Raw genomic sequence first — 18,108 nt, 5'->3', positions numbered from 1 at the left:
CGCAGCTTAGATACGTGTTGGCTATTGGCCAACGCTGTTCTCTTCATCCATAAAAAACTCGGGCATACTTTTCGCCGCCTGTTTGACTGATTCGGTAAAGCGGTAGAGTGATTTATGGTGGCGGGTGTTGGTCGGATAGGCGAGGCCGTAAGGGTAATAGATCGCTGGCTCAAAGGGGCGGGTCACCACACCATTGCTGGCCCACACTCGCGCCGCAAAGGGTTCGAGGATGCCCACGGTTAATCCCTGAGCAATCATAGAATACGCGGTGTGGGAGGTGTCGATGTAGATGCGGCGACTGAGCTGCGATTCCACTTCGCTCAGCACCTGAGTCAGTTTCTGCCAGTAGTTAGGGTTGTTGTCGAGCACCGTGATCACCGATTCTCCGGCAAGGTCTTTGGCGGTAATCACTTTCTTTTTCAGCAGCGGATGGCCTTTTCTGGCCGCGAACACATAGCGCGCATTGCCGATAAACTCCTGCTCAATACCACTCAATTGTGGCAATTGCAGGCCCACCGCCAGATCCACCGAGTTGGTTTGCAACTTCATCACAATCTCTGCCATGCCGTCGGTGTGAATTACCACTTTTTCCTGTGGAAAATAGCGTTGATGCTCGGTCAGTACCATCGGCAACAACGTACTGGCGATCGCGGAAGTGGCGGCGATTTTGAGTTCTTTCGGCGCCTGGCTGCGGATCTGCGCCGCGACGGATTCCAGTTTTTCTAAACCGAGAAAACTCTCTTCCACCGAACGGAAAAACTCACCGGCCTCATGGGTGGGATACAAGCGGCCTTTGCGGCGTTCAAACAGCGGGAATCCGAGCGAGTGTTCTAAATCGCTGATTAAACGGCTGACCGCAGGTTGCGTGACGTGCATTTCTGCCGCCGCTGCAGCGGTGGTACCGCGGAGCATGATATTGCGGAACGCTTCAATCTGGCGAAACTTCATTCAAAAACCCATAACATTTGTTTATCGAATATGACTTAATATAAGTTGATGTCATCGACTTTAGTTTACATGATGGAAACGAGTCAATAACAAATCCGCTTTGTATTGATTCGTTATCGGGACGCAAAAGGCAATCACGGACAGGTTGCTGGCGTCTTCGTTTTAAACAGTCAGACAAGGAAGTACAGATGGCAGAGTGGCAAGACTCCCCAATTCTTACCGTCAATGATCTTTCCGTTCAGTTCGGTGCGTCGACTGTGATTGAAAACCTGAGCTTTCAGGTCTTTCCGGGGCGCACGCTGGCCATCGTCGGCGAATCCGGTTCAGGCAAGTCGGTCACTTCGCAAACCATCATGCGCCTCGCTGACATGAGCGGCGCATCTTATCCCTCTGGTCAGATTCTCTATTCTCCGTCGGTGGATGGCGGGCAGGAGCTGCTGAGCCTCTCTCAGGCTGAAATGCGCGCTATTCGCGGCAAAGAGATCGCGATGATTTTCCAAGAGCCGATGACCTCGCTCAACCCGGTATTCACTATTGGCGATCAGCTGTGCGAAGCCTTGCTACTGCACGAACAGATGAGCAAATCGGACGCTGTTAAAGAAAGCCAAAAACTGCTGGAAATGGTGCGCTTGCCGGATGCGGCAGAAATGCTTAAACGCTATCCGCATCAGCTGTCTGGCGGTATGCGCCAACGGGTAATGATCGCTATGGCGCTGGCTTGCAAGCCGAAAATATTAATTGCCGATGAGCCGACCACGGCGCTTGATGTGACCATTCAGGCGCAGATCCTCGCCATCATTTCGGACCTTCAGAAAGAGCTCAATATGGCGGTGATCTTCATTACCCACGATATGGGGGTGGTGGCGGAAATTGCTGATGATGTTGTGGTGATGTGGAAAGGCAAAAAAGTCGAGCAGGGCGAAGTTCGCGATGTGTTTGTCCGGCCGCGACATGTTTACACTCAGGCCCTGCTCAACGCTGTGCCACGGCTTGGCAGCATGACGGGCCGCAAGCACCCGTGTCGCTTCCCGGTCATGGTGATTGATGACGGCAAGCTCAAAGTGGTGGGTGAAGAGAAAGAGCAGGACACCGCCAAATACAATGATGCTCCGCTGCTGCGGGTACGTAATCTGGTGACCCGCTTTGATACCAAAAAGAACTTCTGGGGGCGCACAACGCATCGCGTGCATGCGGTTGAACAGGTCAGTTTTGATATTTATCCGGGCGAAACACTGGCATTGGTCGGTGAGTCGGGCTCTGGTAAATCCACCATCGGCCGAACCATTCAACAACTTCAGCGCGCCACCAGTGGCGACATTGAGTTTGAGGGCCGGGCGCTGAGTGCCCGTTCTAAAGCAGAACAAAGTCGCCTGCGTCAGGAAATTCAATACATATTTCAGGACCCGTTTGCCTCGCTCGACCCGCGCAAAACCGTCGGTTACTCGATTGCAGAACCGATTCGCACTCACCGTTTGCTCAGTTCAGACACAGCGATTGAGCAACGTGTCGGTGAACTGCTGGAGCGCGTTGGCCTTAGCGCTGAACATGCCAAGCGTTACCCGCATGAGTTCTCGGGTGGTCAGCGTCAGCGCATCTGTATTGCCCGCGCGCTGGCGTCAAAACCGAAATTGATCATTGCCGATGAAGCGTTGTCGGCGCTCGATGTGTCGATTCAGGCGCAGATCATCAATCTGTTTATGGAATTGCAGGAAGAGTTCGGCATCGCGTATCTGTTCATCAGTCACGACATGGCTGTGGTGGAAAAAATCAGCCACCGTATCGCGGTGTTGTACCTCGGCCAGATAGCGGAGCTTGGCAGCCGTCAGCAGGTGCTGGAAACGCCGACTCACCCATATACCCAGAAATTACTCAGCGCGGTGCCGGTTGCGGACCCGACGCTGCAACGCAAACACGTGCGACTAACCGGTGATATCCCCAGTCCGGTACGAGCGGTGGGTGATGAGCCTGCTGCCGTGCAGCATGTGGAAATCAGCCCCGGACATTTTGTGGCGGAAATCCCAAAGGAAGGGATGTTCCAACCTATCGTAGATGGAGAATACGTTTATGAAGAAACACACACCGAAACACTGGCTTAAATCAGCCGGCCTGGTTGCCGGATTGACCTTCTCGTCGTGGAGTTTGGCGGCGGGCTCGCTGACGGTGTCTTCCCCGCAGGATCCGGGCAGTTGGGATCCGATTGATACCTTTCTGGTTAACTGGGCTTCTGTGGCCACCAACCTGTATGACGGCCTGACGTATCGCGGTCCGGATTTGCAATTGAAACCGGGGCTGGCGACGTCGTGGGAGCAGCTCGACGACGGTAAACGTATCCGTTTTCATCTGCGTGAGAATGTCACTTTTCATAATGGCGAACCATTTAACGCTCAGGCAGTAAAATTTACCTTTGACCGTTTGTTGGGGGATGAAGGTAAGAAAGGGCCGCAGCGTTCAAACTATACCGCGATCGATCACGTGGAAATCATCGATGATTACACGGTGGACTTTTATCTTAACGCCCCTGATCCGGTGCTGCTGACCAAACTGGCAGGTTATGGTGCGATGATTGTGCCGCCAAAATACATTCAGGAGCATGGCGACGCGTACTTCAACACTCATCCTGTCGGTACGGGGCCGTTTAAGTTCAAAGCCTATAGCCCGAAAGTGTCGATCGAACTTGAGCCGTATGCCGGCTTCTGGGGCAACGCGCCAAAACTGTCGCAACTGACTTATCGTTTTATCTCCGAGCCTTCGACTGCGGTGGCAGAGCTGCAATCAGGACGGGTTGATCTGGTGATTCCACCGACCATTCCGATTGGCATGATTCCGACCATTAACGCCAATCCGAAATTGGATGTGGTGACCACGCAAAGCCCGACGGTGTATGCGCTGCGCTTTAATTCGAAAAGCGGCATCACTAAAGATGAGCGTGTTCGTAAGGCGCTGATTTATGGCGTGGACCGTCAGGCGATCATCGATTCAATCCTTGGCGGCCAGGCTGAACCGATTGCCAGCTTCCAAAGTGCGATTTCGTTTGGTAACGACACGGCGATGAAGCCGCTTCCTTATGATCCGAATAAAGCGATGCAACTACTTAAAGAAGCCGGTGTGAAGCCGGGGACTAAGATCCAGCTGGATATTCGTGGTAACGATGCAACATTCAATGAAGTGACGCAGGCTGTCGCGAGCTACCTGCAAATCATCGGCCTGAATGCGATCATCAAGCCTTACGAAACTAACGTGTTGCTGAACGACATTATTCCATCGGGTAAAACCGGGGCGATGTTCCAGCAATCCTGGGGTGGTTGGACGCTGGATTACGACAACACGGCTTACTTTATGTACCACACCGGTGAGAAGTGGAACCCATACGACAGCGATCCGGAACTGGATAAGCTGCTGGAATCACAGCGCTCCATCATCGATCAGCCAAAACGCGAAACGATTCTGAAATCGATCGCCAATTACACCGCCGATCGCGCACTGGAAATGCCGCTGTACAGCCTGAATGCCATTTTTGGCGTATCGAAACGCGTGAAAAACTTCACGCCAGTGCCGGACAGTCGTCTGCGCCTGACCGACGTAACGGTTGAGTAACCTCTGACGCCACCCCGTTTGGGGTGGCCTTCGCTCAGACTTAAGGACAAGTTAATGACCAATTTTTTGCTTAAACGCCTGATTCAGGCGGTGTTCGTATTGCTGTCGATCACCCTCTTGGTGGCTTGGGCAATTCGTATGACGGGCGATCCGGCGCTGATGTTGACTCAGGGCGCGGGGAGTGTCACGGAAGCTGATCTGGCGCTGATTCGTGAATCGATGGGGCTGAATAAACCGTTTATGGTTCAGTATGGTGAGTTTCTGCTCGGGCTGCTGTCCGGTGATTTTGGCAACAGTTTCCTCGGCGGCACGCCGGTCTCATCGTTGATTGAAATCTCTTTACCTGCCACCGTGTTGCTCGCGTTTGCGGTCATGATTATCTCGATTCTGCTTTCGATTCCGCTTGGCATCAAAGCCGCAGTCTCGAAAGGAAAATGGGTCGATCAACTGATCCGCGTGACGTCGTTGATTGGTTTGTCATTCCCCAACTTCTGGCTCGCCTTGATGTTGGTGCTGATTTTCTCTGTCACGCTGCAATGGCTGCCGCCCAGTGGCATGGACGGCATCGCCAGTTTTCTGATGCCGGCATTCACCATGGCCGTCATCCTCACCGCAACCAATGTGCGACTGGTGCGCACTGCAATGCTGGAAACGCTGCAATCGCAATACATTATGGTGGCTCGCGCTAAAGGTTTGAGCGAAACCAAAGTGTTGTACAAACACGCACTGCGTAACTGCGCGATTCCCCTGATCACCTATTTCGGTCTGCAATTTGGTGGCTTGTTGGGTGGCATAGTCGTGATTGAAAAGGTATTTAACTGGCCGGGGCTGGGCACGCTGGCGTTTGATGCGGTCAGCGCGCGCGATTATCCGGTGTTGCAGGCGGTGATCACCGTGTTGTCGATGCTGATTGTCGGCGTGAACCTGTTAGTGGACGTGGCTTATGGCCTGATTGATCCACGTATCAGAACGGAGTAGTAGCATGACAACTGCCATTCAAAGCAAACGCTTTACGCGTTTCAACAATCTCGAATTCATCTTAGGGTCGGTGCTGACCGTCGGCATGATCGTGCTGGTGCTGCTGTCAGACGTTATCTTTCAGGGCGCCGCCGACAAAATTAACTTATCCGCCCGACTAGTGGCGCCGTTTACTCAGTCGGCACACTGGTTTGGCACTGACCCGCTCGGGCGCGACGTGTTGGCTCGCGTTGTCTCCGGTGGCGCCGTGTCGCTGCAGGTTGGCTTTATCTCTGTGCTTGGCGCAGTCGGCTTTGGCGTGGTGATGGGGCTGGTTGCAGGCTACTTTCGCGGCTTCTGGGATGTCGTCGTGATGCGTTTTGCCGACATTCAACTGGCGATGCCGTTCATTCTGCTGGCGATCACGTTCATCGCCATTGTCGGTGGCGGCCTGACCAACATGATTATTCTGCTTATTCTTTCGCAATGGGTGCAATACGCCCGTTTGGTGCGCGGCTCGGTGCTGTCGCTGCGCGACCGCGAGTTTATTCAGTCGGCCAAAGCGATCGGCGTCAGCCACTTCAATATCCTGTTTCAGCACTTGCTGCCGAACCTGATTGGTCCGGTTATAGTGTTGATGACGCTAAACGTTGCCAACAACATTCTGCTGGAAAGCAGTCTGACCTTCTTAGGTCTTGGCGTGGATCCGCTCACTCCAAGCTGGGGTGGAATGTTGGCGGACGGCCGAACCTACATTCAGACTGCCTGGTGGGTGAGTTTCTTCCCCGGTATGGCGATTCTGCTGACGGTGCTCGGGCTCAATCTATTGGGCGACTGGCTTCGTGACACACTCGATCCAACCGGGAGAACCGCCAAATGACAACCTTGTTATCTCAGATAATCTATTCCAGTTTGAGCCAATGGGTGGCCGAACTCAGTCAATCTGACTATCGCGGTCATCAGGTTGAACTGTGGACATTTAACGATCAAGCTTCGCGCGCCGAGGCGCAGTGTGCACTAAGGGAATTGGGTATCGAGGCGTTTATCTATAGCGCCTACAAACCACTGGTGCACTTTTGTCTGGAAAGCACCGCGATGAGCGAATCCGATCCAGAGCAGATTGAAGTGCGCTATCCGCTCAATCCACATGCATCAGAAAAGCGTTTTCTGCTTGAGGCGTATCCGCTGGGCGCATTGTTGCAGGATAAAAACGTGCGCTTTGTTGCTGACAGCAACCTGACAGACCGGTATCAACTTAACGTAACCAGCAAAGCGGGGCAGACACAGTCGCTGTTTGTGCTGGCGCCGAACCTTGTTCGTCCGGACGCAACCGGTGCTGAGCAGTTGTCACCAACGGCTTGGTTGCGGATAACGAACCCTGAAGGCAAAGTGATAAAAGACGAAGCTCTGAGCAGCGATTACGAGCAAGCGTATCGGGCGGTGATGCAGGTGATTGCCCAGCACGACTGGCCGAATCATGCACCGTACTTTCAGCGGCTGGAGATCAACATTCAGTTGCCAACTGAGGATGACGCGCTTGGCTACGATCATGAAGTGATCAGCTTGCGCGAAGCGCTTCACGAAGACCTCTATTTCTCCGTTCAGGAGTGGTTTAAAACCCGGGCAGGCAAAAACGCGACCGCGCGCGACTGTCAACCTGGACAGATCGTACCTAACATCACTCGTTGTGCTGGTAGTCAGGTGCACATTGATGTTGCGCTGACAGCGTATCAGCACACCCACTTAACGCATACGGCTGAGGTGTTGGCAAGCGCAGGCCATCCGCTGAGCGAGCAGCAGGTGATGTTTGAACTGGAAACCTTAGGGGGTGAGCCCTTTGCTGCTCATACGGTAAGCGGGAAACGGGTTAATGCCACTTACATTGCGGGCAGCGACAAAGCCGTTGTCGTCAGTGGCGGCCAGCATGCCAATGAAACGACGGGTGTGGTTGGCGTCCTGAGAGCTGCACGCCTCCTGAGCCAGCAGGCGAACGCTCATTTAGTCATCTCACCACTGGAAAACCCGGATGGTTATGCACTGCATCAGGAGCTGATTCAGTCCAATCCGCATCACATGCATCATGCGGCGCGCTACACCGCACTGGGTGATGATTTGGAGTATCGCACGGCGGAACCTTTGTACGAAAAAGCGATTCGCAAGCAGGCGCAAGCGCTTAGTCAGGCGCAGTTGCACGTCAATCTGCATGGTTATCCGTCTCATGAGTGGACCCGGCCGTTTTCTGGCTATGTGCCGCAGGGATTTGAGATGTGGACCATTCCTAAGGGTTTCTTTTTGGTGGTGCGTCATCTGGATACGCCGCAGTGGCAGGAGTACGCCGAGCGTTTTGTTGATGCCCTGACTCTTGAGTTACAACACTGCTCTGAGGTTATTGCTATGAACCGCAAACAGATTGCCCTATATGAACAGCATGCAGGCGAAACCGGGTTTCGTATGATTAACGGCTATCCGTGTTTTGTGTCGTCAGTGGAGCAGGCGGATTTCCCACTGCAACTCATCACCGAATATCCGGACGAGTCGATTTATGGCGACGACTTTATTGCCGGTCATACAGTACAGATGGAAACGGTACTGGCGGCTTATCGGGTACACCAGTCACTGAGCTAAAACAAGAAAGCTGTCGTGCTTTGGAATGAGAGCACAACAGCTTTCCTTTTTTTTGAGGTGTTGTTTCGCTTACTGCTGATTGTCGCTGTAGCAGCGATTGACACGTGGCGTCAGTTTGATGGTCAGCTCATAAGGGATAGTTCCTACGTGGTTGGCAATGGTTTCGATCGGCAGGTTTTGCCCCCACAGTTCGACCTCATCCCCCACTTTATCTTGGGCATCCGGACCGAGATCGACGGTGATCATATCCATCGAAACCCGACCGACAATCGGCACTTGACGGCCATTCACGTACACAGGCGTACCACTTGGCGCGCTGCGCGGATAGCCGTCGCCATAGCCCATCGCAATGACCCCGATATTGGTATCACGCTCTGCCAGCCAGGTTTCACCATAGCCAACCGGGCGGCTGGCCTGATGTTTGCGCACGGCAATCAGGCGAGTGGTGAGCGTCATGACTGGAATCAAGGCGTGATCTGACCCGGTATGAGCCGCACTTGGCGAAATGCCAAACAGCGCAATGCCGGCACGGGCGACATCGTATTGTGACTGTGGCCAGAACAGAATGCCTGCCGAATTGGCGATGGTCTTTGGCCCGTCATACTGCGCCGTAGCTTCATTAAAACAGGCCAACTGACGCTGCGTGGTTGGGTGGTTAATGTCATCTGCGCAGCTAAAGTGACTGATAAAGCCAACTTTATCTTTCAGTTTTTGCGTTCGCTCGATGCGCGCAACGTAATCCGACACTTCGTAAGGCTGCACGCCCAAACGATGCATGCCCGTGTCTACTTTTAGCCATACGTTCACTGGGTTCGCCAGTTCGCGGTTTTCAAGATCGCAAAGCTGCTCTTCGCAGTGAATCGTCGTAGCAAGGTTCATCTCAGCGGCGCGTTGTAAGTCCTCGCCACAGAAACAGCCTTCCAACAACAAAATCGGTTGGTTGATGCCCGCCTGACGCAGTTCTTCCGCTTCTTCCAGACGTGACACCGCAAACAAGTCAGCTTCTGGTAGAGCTTGCGCCAATTGCACCGCACCGTGCCCGTACGCATCCCCTTTGATCACCGCAACCACTTTTTGCGAACCGCTCAACGATTTGAGCTGGCGATAGTTATGTTGTAAAGCGTTTAGGTCGATTCGTGCTTGGGCGGTAATCATGTGGCTTCCTGCTGACATACATTGATTTTAGAGGATAACTCCTGAATGGTGGTCATTATGTAGCAAAATCATTGCTTGTGTTAGTAATTTGTAGGGTATGTAACTGTGATGTTTGCATTATTCTTGTCTAATATTCTGTTAAAATAATGTTGAATAATATGGAGTGCTTTGTGCGAGGTTTGTACTTATATAAAATTCTGGTGAGTGGTATAAAAAAAGAGTTTCCTAAATTTGAATTCTCAACGCCTTTATCCATGTGGTTTGGATGGGAATTAACGATGATTTCGTTCTCTTTAGGCTGATTTCTGTACAAAATAACCGTATTCAGTCACCTATTGCTTATCACAGTGCAAAATATGACTATGTGTTTCGCGTTTTAATCACAATCAAAGCATTATCTGGTCAGATCTCACTCGATTTTCATGCAGTGAAATGTGCTTTAATCGAATCTAACGACGAATCTATATAAATCTGATAGCGAAAGTATTTTAACGTATGGTCCTGTGCCCGGTTTTTGTGACAGGCAAATATGTTGTCAAAATGTAGTCAGGCAGGATTTACGGCAAAACGCACGCTGTGTTCTCGGTAGCATGTTGGAAACGGGCGAGGGTATATTTCGTGTTTCAGGTTGAAGCTCAGCGCGAGAGACGACATTATGGCCATGACTTCATAATCAATAAGGACGACGACGATGGATGCCAGTTTGCTGACTCAGTATTTCGAACGTATCGGTTTATCAGACACACCAACATTGGATGAACGCGGTTTGAGATTGCTGCATCAAAACCAACACCGTAGCATACCGTTTGAAAATTTTGATGTGGTATCCGGCAAAGGAATCGATCTCGATCCTGCGGCTGTTTTTTATAAGCTGGTTGCGGAAAAGCGGGGCGGTTACTGTTTTGAAGTCAATGGCTTACTACTGCGAGTGATGCAAACTCTCGGGTTTGATGCTCGGCCACTGTTGGGACGCGTTCACCTCTCAGGGCAGCCGACGGGACGCAGTCATCAATTAAGTTTAGTCATGTTGGGAGAGCAGTCCTGGCTGGTGGATGCAGGCTTTGGAGCAAATACACCGCGTCAGGTGATGCCGCTTGTGTTGAATCGGGAAATGACCTTCGATTATCAGACGCTGCGTTTTGTTGAGCGTGCTGATTATGGTGTGATGCTGCAAAGCAAAAACGGCGATGAGTGGAGCGATCTTTACAGTCTGGATCTGGGTTTTGTCTGCCCAGCGGACATTCAGTACGGTAACCATTTCACCTCGACCCATCCGAGTTCCGTCTTTACCAACGCCTGTGTAGCGGTGATGCCGACGCCAAACGGCATCACCACTTTGCTTAATAACAGGCTTACTATTCGCGATGGCAACAATACCGATCAGCTCTTTCTTAATGATGAGCACTCCTACTTTTCGGCGCTGAAACAACACTTTGGCATTGCGCCTCGTGTCCCGTTCGACGTGCTGAAAGGCTATTTCGGCGAGTAACATGCCACTACTGATAGGCCTAACAATGTGTGAAGTGGATTAAACTCTGATGTGTAACCCATGAATCTTTAGCGATCTGTGGCTTAGCTTAAGAATCTCTTAAGAAATCCTTCATAGAGTTTAGCTATGGGGCGTATCGCGCGTCGCCGTTAGCTGACTTTCATAAGGAAAGCATATGATCAGAAACATTCGAATCGGGCTGAGAAGCGCTTTGGCGTTTGGTGTTGTGGGTATTTGTACACTGATTTTGGGCCTGTTCTCCGTCTCCCAACTTTCTCACCTTAACGATACAACCGACATTCTTACTTTGCATCGCATGCCCGCTATATCAACGGTGGCGGAGTTACGCCGTGGCATTTTACGCACCCAAATTGCGGTCAGCGAACTTTCCGACGCGAAAACCTCGCAGCAACAGCGTGCAATCCAGACTCGTATCGATGCCATCATCCGCGATTATGATGCGGCTGAATCGGCGATGTCTGATCTGGCTGATAATCCGGATTCTCGTCAGCTACTCAACGAAGTCAGTCAACTGCACAACCAACTGACGGACGCCTTGCCTCAGCTTTTCCAGCTAACGGACAAAGGCGAGCTGGAAGCGTCGGTGCGGTATCGCGAAGACACCGTTGTGCCGCTCATCACCAAACTGGAAGTCGTGCTCGATCGGTATGACGCATTTCAGAAAACCATGGCCGGACGTGACAACGATGCCGCTACGCAAACCTATCTGAACGCGCGTAACCTGGTTTATGTCGGTATTGGCCTGACTCTGCTGGCGATCTTGTTGTTGGCTTACTTTTACAGCCGCAGCCTGATTGTGCCTTTGCACAATGCCGTCAATGTTGCCAAGCAAATCGCTGCCGGTGATTTGACACAAGAGTTCTCTGACCCGCACCGCGATGAAGCGGCCGATTTACTGCAATCACTGGCGGATATGCAGCAGCAACTGGCGAGAGCCATTTCTCTGATTGGCGATTCATCCACCCAACTGGCGGCAACGTCGGAAGAGCTGAGTGTGGTGACCAATCAATCATCGGTTATCGTGACGCAGCAGAGTGACCAATTGGGTCTGGCCGCAACCGCGGTAAGTGAACTGACGTCAGCCATTGAAGAAGTTGCGCGCACGGCCAGTGCGACCAGCGCCAACGCTGAAGTGATGGACGAGAAAACTCAGAGCGGTAAAGGCAAAATTGGTGAAACGATTAAGGCTCTTGAGTTACTGAAATCGGACATGCAGGATGCAGAAAACAGCGTGTTGGTGCTTTCCGAAAACGTGGCGAATATCAGTACGGTGTTGGATGTGATTCGTGCCATCGCCGAGCAGACCAACTTGCTGGCCCTCAACGCGGCCATTGAAGCGGCACGTGCCGGAGACAACGGCCGTGGCTTTGCGGTGGTGGCCGATGAAGTGCGGGCGTTGGCTCATCGTACACAGCAATCCACTTCTGATATTGAAGCGATGATCACCGCGGTCAGCTCTGAAACCAAACAGACGGTCAGCAAAATGGGGCGCAGCAACGATCTGGCGCATTCCACGTTAACCGTGGCGAATGACGCCAGTGCAGCTTTTGAAGAGATTTCTGTGCTGGTCAGCGAAATGAATGCTCAGAACGCCACGATTGCCAGTGCCGCAGAGCAGCAGGCCGTGGTGGCGAAAGAAGTGGACGAGAATCTGGTGCACATAAAAGATTTGTCGGTGCAGACCTCCGCCGGGGCGGATCAAACCAATGCATCCAGTGTGGAGCTGGCGAAACTGGCAGAACATCTCAATGAGCTGGTGAAACGATTTAAAATCTCCTGATTTACACCGCATCGGATTCAGAAGGTGAGGTGACGGCCACTCTCTGATCAATGGCGATGCGGTTTCTGCCGGAACCTTTGGCATCGTACAGTGCCATGTCGGCTCGTTTAACCAGCAAGTCGATGTTGCTGTCGTCTTTATCGACTTTAGCCAGGCCGATACTGGCGGTGAAATGGATTTGCTGTCCTTCACAATCGATAGAGAACGAGGCGATTGCTGCGCGGATTTTTTCCAGACAAGCGAGAGCTTCGTCCATCGAACTGTTGGACATGATGATGCCAAACTCTTCACCGCCAATCCTCGCCAGCAGATCATCGTCGCCCAATTGCGCGTCGATGATGTCCACCGAATACTGCAACGCTTTGTCGCCCATATCATGGCCGTAGCTGTCGTTTAATTTCTTGAACTCATCCAGATCCAGAATCGCGACGAAAAACGCCTCTTCCTTCTGGTGATAATCGTTGAGTCGCTCTTTGAGCTCTTTAATAAAGCATCGGCGATTGAACGAACCGGTCAGCTCATCTGTGGTGGCCAGGAGTTCGAGTTCAACCAGTTGCAAATGCAAGGCGATATTGATGGAAATCCAGTTAGCGATACACTGCAGTTTTTCGGCGTCTTCTAAGCGATAGTAGTTTTTGTGTTTGTGCGCCACATTGAGCGTGCCAATGCAGCTGTCACCACTGATAAGCGGCGCGTCCATGCAAGTGTTCAAGCCGTATTCACCCAGCATTTTGCAGTCAATCTCATCAGACAGCGTGACATTGTCACAGATGATCAGGGTTTTATTCTTAAACACGCGGCCAACAAAAGAGCCTTCAATTGGCATTCGAAAGTCAATCGGAATCGCCTGATTCCCAGAAATGGTGTAGAGCTTAAGATACTCTTTTCCGTCCGCCAGCGTAATGCTGACTCGCTCGGCATCAAAGATGTGGTGTATCCAGGTGGCGACGGTGTCGAGCACATTCTGCAAGGTACGCGATTTTGCCAAATGGTGAACGAAATCAACCGGAAAGCAAATGGCATTGCTGCTACTGCGTCGCGTGTGTTCGCCCAGTTCAATCACTCGCTCTGAAACCATATTTTGTCCTTGCGTCTGTCTACCTATATACATTAGGTAGCATAAATTTGACGAATTGCGATTATTCGTGGCTGTAAAAGCAGAGATTATGAACCAATTTGGCCAAAGATGGCATGGATTCATCGTTCTGACATAGCGGAAACAATCAGCGTATTGATCAGCGCAATGGACATATCGGCAAACTGACTAACAGAGAATCCGCTAACCAGTTTACCAAGCTATATCACGTGAGGAAGTCAGGTGAGAAAGCTGAGCGATTATTCCAGCGATTTAATGACTCTCGCCGGATTGCCGGCAATCACGACATTGTCACCAAAACTCTTAGTAACAACAGCACCGGACGCGACAACGACGTTGTTACCGAGTGTCACACCTGGGTTGATGGTTGCATGCCCGCCAATCCAGCAGTTGTTGCCGATCGTGATCGGCTTGGCGAACTCTTTGCCGCTGGCACGTTCAACGGGATCGAGCGGGTGACAGGCGGTGTACAACCCTACTTGTGGACCAATCAGGCAGTCATCACCAATGATCACTTCTGCACAATCGAGGATGACGCAGTCGTAGTTGGTGTAGAAGTTGTTGCCGACTTTGATGTTTACGCCGTAGTCACAGCGAAAATGACGATTGACCGAAATGTTGCTGCCTGCAGCGCCAAACAGCTCAGTAATTATGCGCTCCTGCAGTGCTTGCTCGTCAGACTGGCTGCGATTAAACCTATCCAGTTTCTCGCGTGCCGACGCTCTCATTGCTTTCAATTCTGTATCGGCTGGGTCGTAGATCTCTCCCGTGACCATTTTTTTAAACTCGTTCACTTTTGTTCACCTTTAACTACTTCAGTATCCCAATACGAAAAAATTGGTTAAATGAAAAAATATAAACATATGACGTGTTCATTCTTGATCGAATTGATACAATGTCAACGATTTTCAGGAGACGACGAATGAATAAATGCATCGCAGAGCAGCGGCAACGTATTTTACTGGATATGCTCGCTGCCGAAGGAAGCCTTAATGCCACTGAGGTCGCCGAGCGGTTGAACACAACCGGTGCCACAGTCAGACGAGATTTGAACAAACTGGCTGAAATGGGGCTTTGCAAGAGAACGCACGGTGGCGCGATAGTGCTGACCCCCGCGAATGGCAGTGTGGATGAGCGTCAGTCTCAGCATGCACTTGAAAAGCAGAGCCTTGCCGCAACCGCGCTCTCGTTGCTCAAACCTAATCAACTGATTTTCATTGATGCCAGCAGCACCAATATGGCGCTGGCAGATCGCATGCCGCAGGATCTGAATCTGACGGTAGTGACGAATTCCATCCACATTGCGATGTCTCTTTACAATCGGGGAGCGATTAACACCATTTTGATCGGTGGCCAGATTGATGCCGCCATTGGCGGCGCGGTGGATGCCAAAGCACTGGCCGATGTTCAGATGTTTCACTTTGACCTGATGTTTATCGGTGTATGTGCGTGGTCGCAAGAGCATGGTTTTACGACGCTGCACTATCCTGATGCCCAGTTTAAACGCCAGTTGCTCAAGCAGAGTGGTGCCAAGGTTGTGCTGTTTACGCCCGATAAAGTGGAAACTTACGCGCCGTTTTCTCTGATGGCGACGACGGACGTTGATTATTTGGTGTGTGACGGTGCATCAACGCCAGACAACCTGACGCGCACGCTTGTAGAGTGTGGCGCCCATATTCTTGACAGTCGCGCTGGCGATGAGCAGCAATAAAGGTAGAAAACGAATGACGAATAAACATATTGGCGATTTGGTATTAACTGAAGCGCAAATCCAACGCGGTGTCGCACTCGTGGCTGAGAAAATTAACCAGAATTATCGCGACGTGGTGATCGTCAGTGTGGTTCCGGGCGGCATATTGTTTACCGCTGATTTGGTTCGCCAGTTACAGCCAGACGTTCGGATGGATTACATCTCTTGCCCTCATACTCCGGGGGACAGAAACAACCAACCACAGATCGTCTTTCACGAAAACATCGCGCTGGCCGGGCAGAATGTCATTCTGGTTGATGATGCCATTGAGTCGGGCGGTACCATGAAAAGAATCGTGGAGTTTCTGATGGCCAACTACGCAATGAAGTCGCTCGCCATCGCAACCCTGTTCGTCAAACCTAACCGCGTCGATATTCCGGTCACGCAATACTTCGCCTATGAAATGGACAACGATGACCTGTTGGTTGGGTACGGATTGCCCTGGCAAGACAAACTGAGAAACGTGCCGTTTGTCTCTAAGTTGGTGAAGTAGTCACGAGCTGTGCATTGAATCGCAATAACGATTTAAATGTCAGCGATTTTATCCAGTTGTATTAACACCTCTATCACCCTCCCACGCTATACCTGTCAATAAATCTGATGTGATGTTCACTTGAGACACCCGTTGAGTCGGCTTAAGTGATAAAGAATATACTTTCGTATGTGAGTTGCTGCTGTACTACGCTTAAAAAGTTTTGTTTCGATAACAAGCAATAAGGAGTATTGCAATGAAGTCAGTCTTGGCACTAGTGATTGCAGCGATGGTCTCATCGGGAGCAAGTGCGGCGGACCCGAAACCCGCCACGCAAGCAACGATAGACGCAAACAATGCAGTCAAACAATCCTTACCTTTTAGCGACAAAAAAGACTTTGAAAACGCTCAGAAAGGCCTCATCGCAAAGCAGGATGTGGTAACGATCAAAAATGACAAAGGTGACGTCGTTTGGGATTTGGAGCAATACAAACAGTACATCACGCTTAATAACCCGGCTCCGGATAGCGTTAACCCAAGTTTGTGGCGTAACGCTCAGCTCAACATGATTAATGGCTTATTTGAAGTGACCGATGGTATCTATCAGGTGCGCGGTTATGACTTGAGTAACATCACTTTTATCAAAGGTAATACCGGTTGGATTGTCTTTGATCCACTTATCTCACAAGAAACGGCTAAAGCCGCTTTAGATTTTGTTAACGAAAAACTGGGTAAACGTCCGGTTGTCGCCGTCGTTTATAGCCACAGTCATATCGACCACTTTGGTGGTGTTCGCGGGATTGTTGATGAAAAAGATGTGAAAGCGGGCAAGGTTAAAATCATTGCTTCGCACGGATTCACTGAACATGCCGTGTCGGAAAACGTGATTGCGGGTAATGCGATGGGGCGTCGCGCGATCTTCATGTACGGCGCATTATTACCTCGAAATGAATTTGGTGGTGTAAACGGTGGTTTAGGACAAACCACATCAACAGGGGTCGCCACACTCATCGAACCTACGGACATCATCGAGAAAACCGGCGATGAAATGACCGTTGATGGGGTGAAGATGGTTTTCCAATATACCCCTGGCACAGAAGCTCCGACGGAAATGAACACCTGGTTCCCGGATAAGAAAGCACTGTGGATGGCCGAGAACTCAACCAATACTATGCACAACATACTGACGCTTCGTGGCGCGCAGGTTCGTGACGCGTTGAAATGGTCGGGATATTTGCAAGAAACTATCGAAATGTGGGGCGGAGACGTTAAGGTTAAATTCCAAAGCCACCATTGGCCGATGTGGGGGAATGCTGACATCGTTGAGTACTTTAAGAAGCAACGCGATATCTACAAATATACCCATGACCAAACCGTACGCTTGATGAACCAAGGCTACACAGGTGAGGAAATCTCAGAAATCATTAAGCTACCCAAAACGTTGGAAAATAACTGGAGCACCCGTGGCTATTACGGAACCCTGCGTCATAACAGCCGTGCTGTCTATCAACGCTACATGGGTTGGTATGATGGCAACCCGTCTGATCTGAACAATCTTCCACCGACCAATGCTGCAGTGAAATACGTGGAGTATATGGGCGGCGAGAGCGCGGCGATTCAGAAAGCTCAGGCAGACTTCGATAAAGGTAACTATCGTTGGGTTGCTGAAGTGCTTAAGCATGTTGTGTTTGCAAACCCACAAAGCAAGAAAGGTAAAGAGCTGCTAGCGGATGCGTACGAGCAGTTAGGTTATCAGTCAGAATCTGGCCCGTGGCGCTCTGTATATCTGCAAGGTGCTTATGAGCTAAGAAATGGCACCCCTTCGGCGGGTGGTGTTCAAACTGCATCACCAGACATCATCAAGAATATGCCACCTGAGATGTTGTTTGATTATCTCGCGGTGCGTATTTTGCCTGAAAAAGCAGAAGGTAAGAAATTTGCCATCAATCTGAATTTCACGGACCTGGATGAGAAATATACCTTGTATCTGGAAGACTCAGTGCTGATTCATACCAAAAAGCAATCGGATAAACCCAACGTGACTCTAACCTTGACGAAATCGGTACTGGATGATGTTCAGTTAGGCAACGTCACGCTCGAAAAAGCGATTGCCAATGGCGACATTCAGCTGAAGGGTGACAAAGAAGTCTTCAAGGATTTCGTCGGAATGCTGGATCGTTTCAATTTCTGGTTCAATATCGTGACACCATAGTAGGACGGT

14 protein-coding genes are annotated in these 18,108 nt (G+C 50.9%); 10 read left to right on the top strand and 4 right to left on the bottom strand.

Translation table 11 applies throughout. The annotated features are described in order from the left end of the window. Positions 1-21 precede the first annotated feature (21 nt). Positions 22-948, bottom strand: coding sequence for a LysR substrate-binding domain-containing protein (locus LGV68_RS12715; protein WP_252535353.1), 927 nt, complete (start codon positions 946-948; stop codon positions 22-24). 188 nt (positions 949-1,136) lie between these two features. On the opposite strand from LGV68_RS12715, the gene LGV68_RS12710 reads away from it, so the two are divergent. From LGV68_RS12710 to LGV68_RS12690, 5 genes are read left to right on the top strand one after another with little or no spacing between them, the layout of a single operon-like run. After that, complete coding sequence (locus LGV68_RS12710) at positions 1,137-3,044, top strand: ABC transporter ATP-binding protein (protein WP_252535351.1); 1,908 nt, start codon at positions 1,137-1,139, stop codon at positions 3,042-3,044. Continuing rightward, the gene (locus tag LGV68_RS12705; protein ID WP_075989609.1) at positions 3,013-4,542 is read left to right on the top strand and encodes an ABC transporter substrate-binding protein; all 1,530 of its coding nucleotides are present in this window, start codon (positions 3,013-3,015) and stop codon (positions 4,540-4,542) included. The genes LGV68_RS12710 and LGV68_RS12705 overlap by 32 nt, the downstream gene beginning before the upstream one ends. A gap of 54 nt (positions 4,543-4,596) precedes the next feature. After that, the gene (locus LGV68_RS12700; protein ID WP_203344930.1) at positions 4,597-5,520 is read left to right on the top strand and encodes an ABC transporter permease; all 924 of its coding nucleotides are present in this window, start codon (positions 4,597-4,599) and stop codon (positions 5,518-5,520) included. Between the two features lie 4 nt (positions 5,521-5,524). Beyond that, entirely contained in the window at positions 5,525-6,379 is an 855-nt protein-coding gene (locus tag LGV68_RS12695) for an ABC transporter permease (protein ID WP_222781224.1), read from the top strand. Further along, positions 6,376-8,124, top strand: a complete 1,749-nt coding sequence (locus LGV68_RS12690; protein ID WP_252535349.1) for a peptidase M14 — start codon at positions 6,376-6,378, stop codon at positions 8,122-8,124. The genes LGV68_RS12695 and LGV68_RS12690 overlap by 4 nt, the downstream gene beginning before the upstream one ends. Positions 8,125-8,193: 69 nt before the next feature. Here the strand turns inward: LGV68_RS12690 and alr are convergent, their stop codons facing one another. After that, positions 8,194-9,279 carry an alanine racemase gene (alr, locus tag LGV68_RS12685; RefSeq protein WP_020433085.1) on the bottom strand — a complete coding sequence of 362 codons (1,086 nt, stop codon included), beginning with the start codon at positions 9,277-9,279 and terminating at the stop codon, positions 8,194-8,196. A gap of 691 nt (positions 9,280-9,970) precedes the next feature. Between alr and LGV68_RS12680 the strand changes: the two genes are divergently transcribed. Further along, positions 9,971-10,768 (top strand): arylamine N-acetyltransferase, encoded by a 798-nt coding sequence (locus LGV68_RS12680; protein ID WP_222818624.1) that lies wholly within the window; start codon positions 9,971-9,973, stop codon positions 10,766-10,768. Positions 10,769-10,943: 175 nt separating this feature from the next. Further along, the gene (locus tag LGV68_RS12675; protein WP_047460833.1) at positions 10,944-12,569 is read left to right on the top strand and encodes a methyl-accepting chemotaxis protein; all 1,626 of its coding nucleotides are present in this window, start codon (positions 10,944-10,946) and stop codon (positions 12,567-12,569) included. Position 12,570: 1 nt separating this feature from the next. Here LGV68_RS12675 and LGV68_RS12670 read toward each other — a convergent pair whose 3' ends face one another. Further along, on the bottom strand, positions 12,571-13,647 hold the full coding sequence (locus tag LGV68_RS12670; protein WP_252535347.1) for a sensor domain-containing diguanylate cyclase: 1,077 nt from the start codon (positions 13,645-13,647) through the stop codon (positions 12,571-12,573). A gap of 257 nt (positions 13,648-13,904) precedes the next feature. Continuing rightward, positions 13,905-14,459, bottom strand: coding sequence for a sugar O-acetyltransferase (locus LGV68_RS12665; protein WP_158126175.1), 555 nt, complete (start codon positions 14,457-14,459; stop codon positions 13,905-13,907). A gap of 128 nt (positions 14,460-14,587) precedes the next feature. On the opposite strand from LGV68_RS12665, the gene LGV68_RS12660 reads away from it, so the two are divergent. From LGV68_RS12660 to LGV68_RS12650, 3 genes are all read left to right on the top strand, one after another. Beyond that, positions 14,588-15,376, top strand: coding sequence for a DeoR/GlpR family DNA-binding transcription regulator (locus LGV68_RS12660; protein ID WP_172566702.1), 789 nt, complete (start codon positions 14,588-14,590; stop codon positions 15,374-15,376). A gap of 13 nt (positions 15,377-15,389) precedes the next feature. After that, complete coding sequence (locus LGV68_RS12655) at positions 15,390-15,908, top strand: phosphoribosyltransferase family protein (protein WP_252535345.1); 519 nt, start codon at positions 15,390-15,392, stop codon at positions 15,906-15,908. 235 nt (positions 15,909-16,143) lie between these two features. Continuing rightward, positions 16,144-18,099, top strand: a complete 1,956-nt coding sequence (locus tag LGV68_RS12650; RefSeq protein WP_252535343.1) for an alkyl sulfatase dimerization domain-containing protein — start codon at positions 16,144-16,146, stop codon at positions 18,097-18,099. The last annotated feature ends 9 nt before the right edge of the window (positions 18,100-18,108 follow it).

The sequence above is a fragment of the Vibrio sp. LQ2 genome, from assembly GCF_023920125.1.
Lineage (GTDB): Bacteria > Pseudomonadota > Gammaproteobacteria > Enterobacterales > Vibrionaceae > Vibrio > Vibrio fluvialis.
The sequence above is the reverse complement of the archived record's forward strand: the minus strand, read 5'-3'. Positions and strand labels throughout refer to the sequence as shown.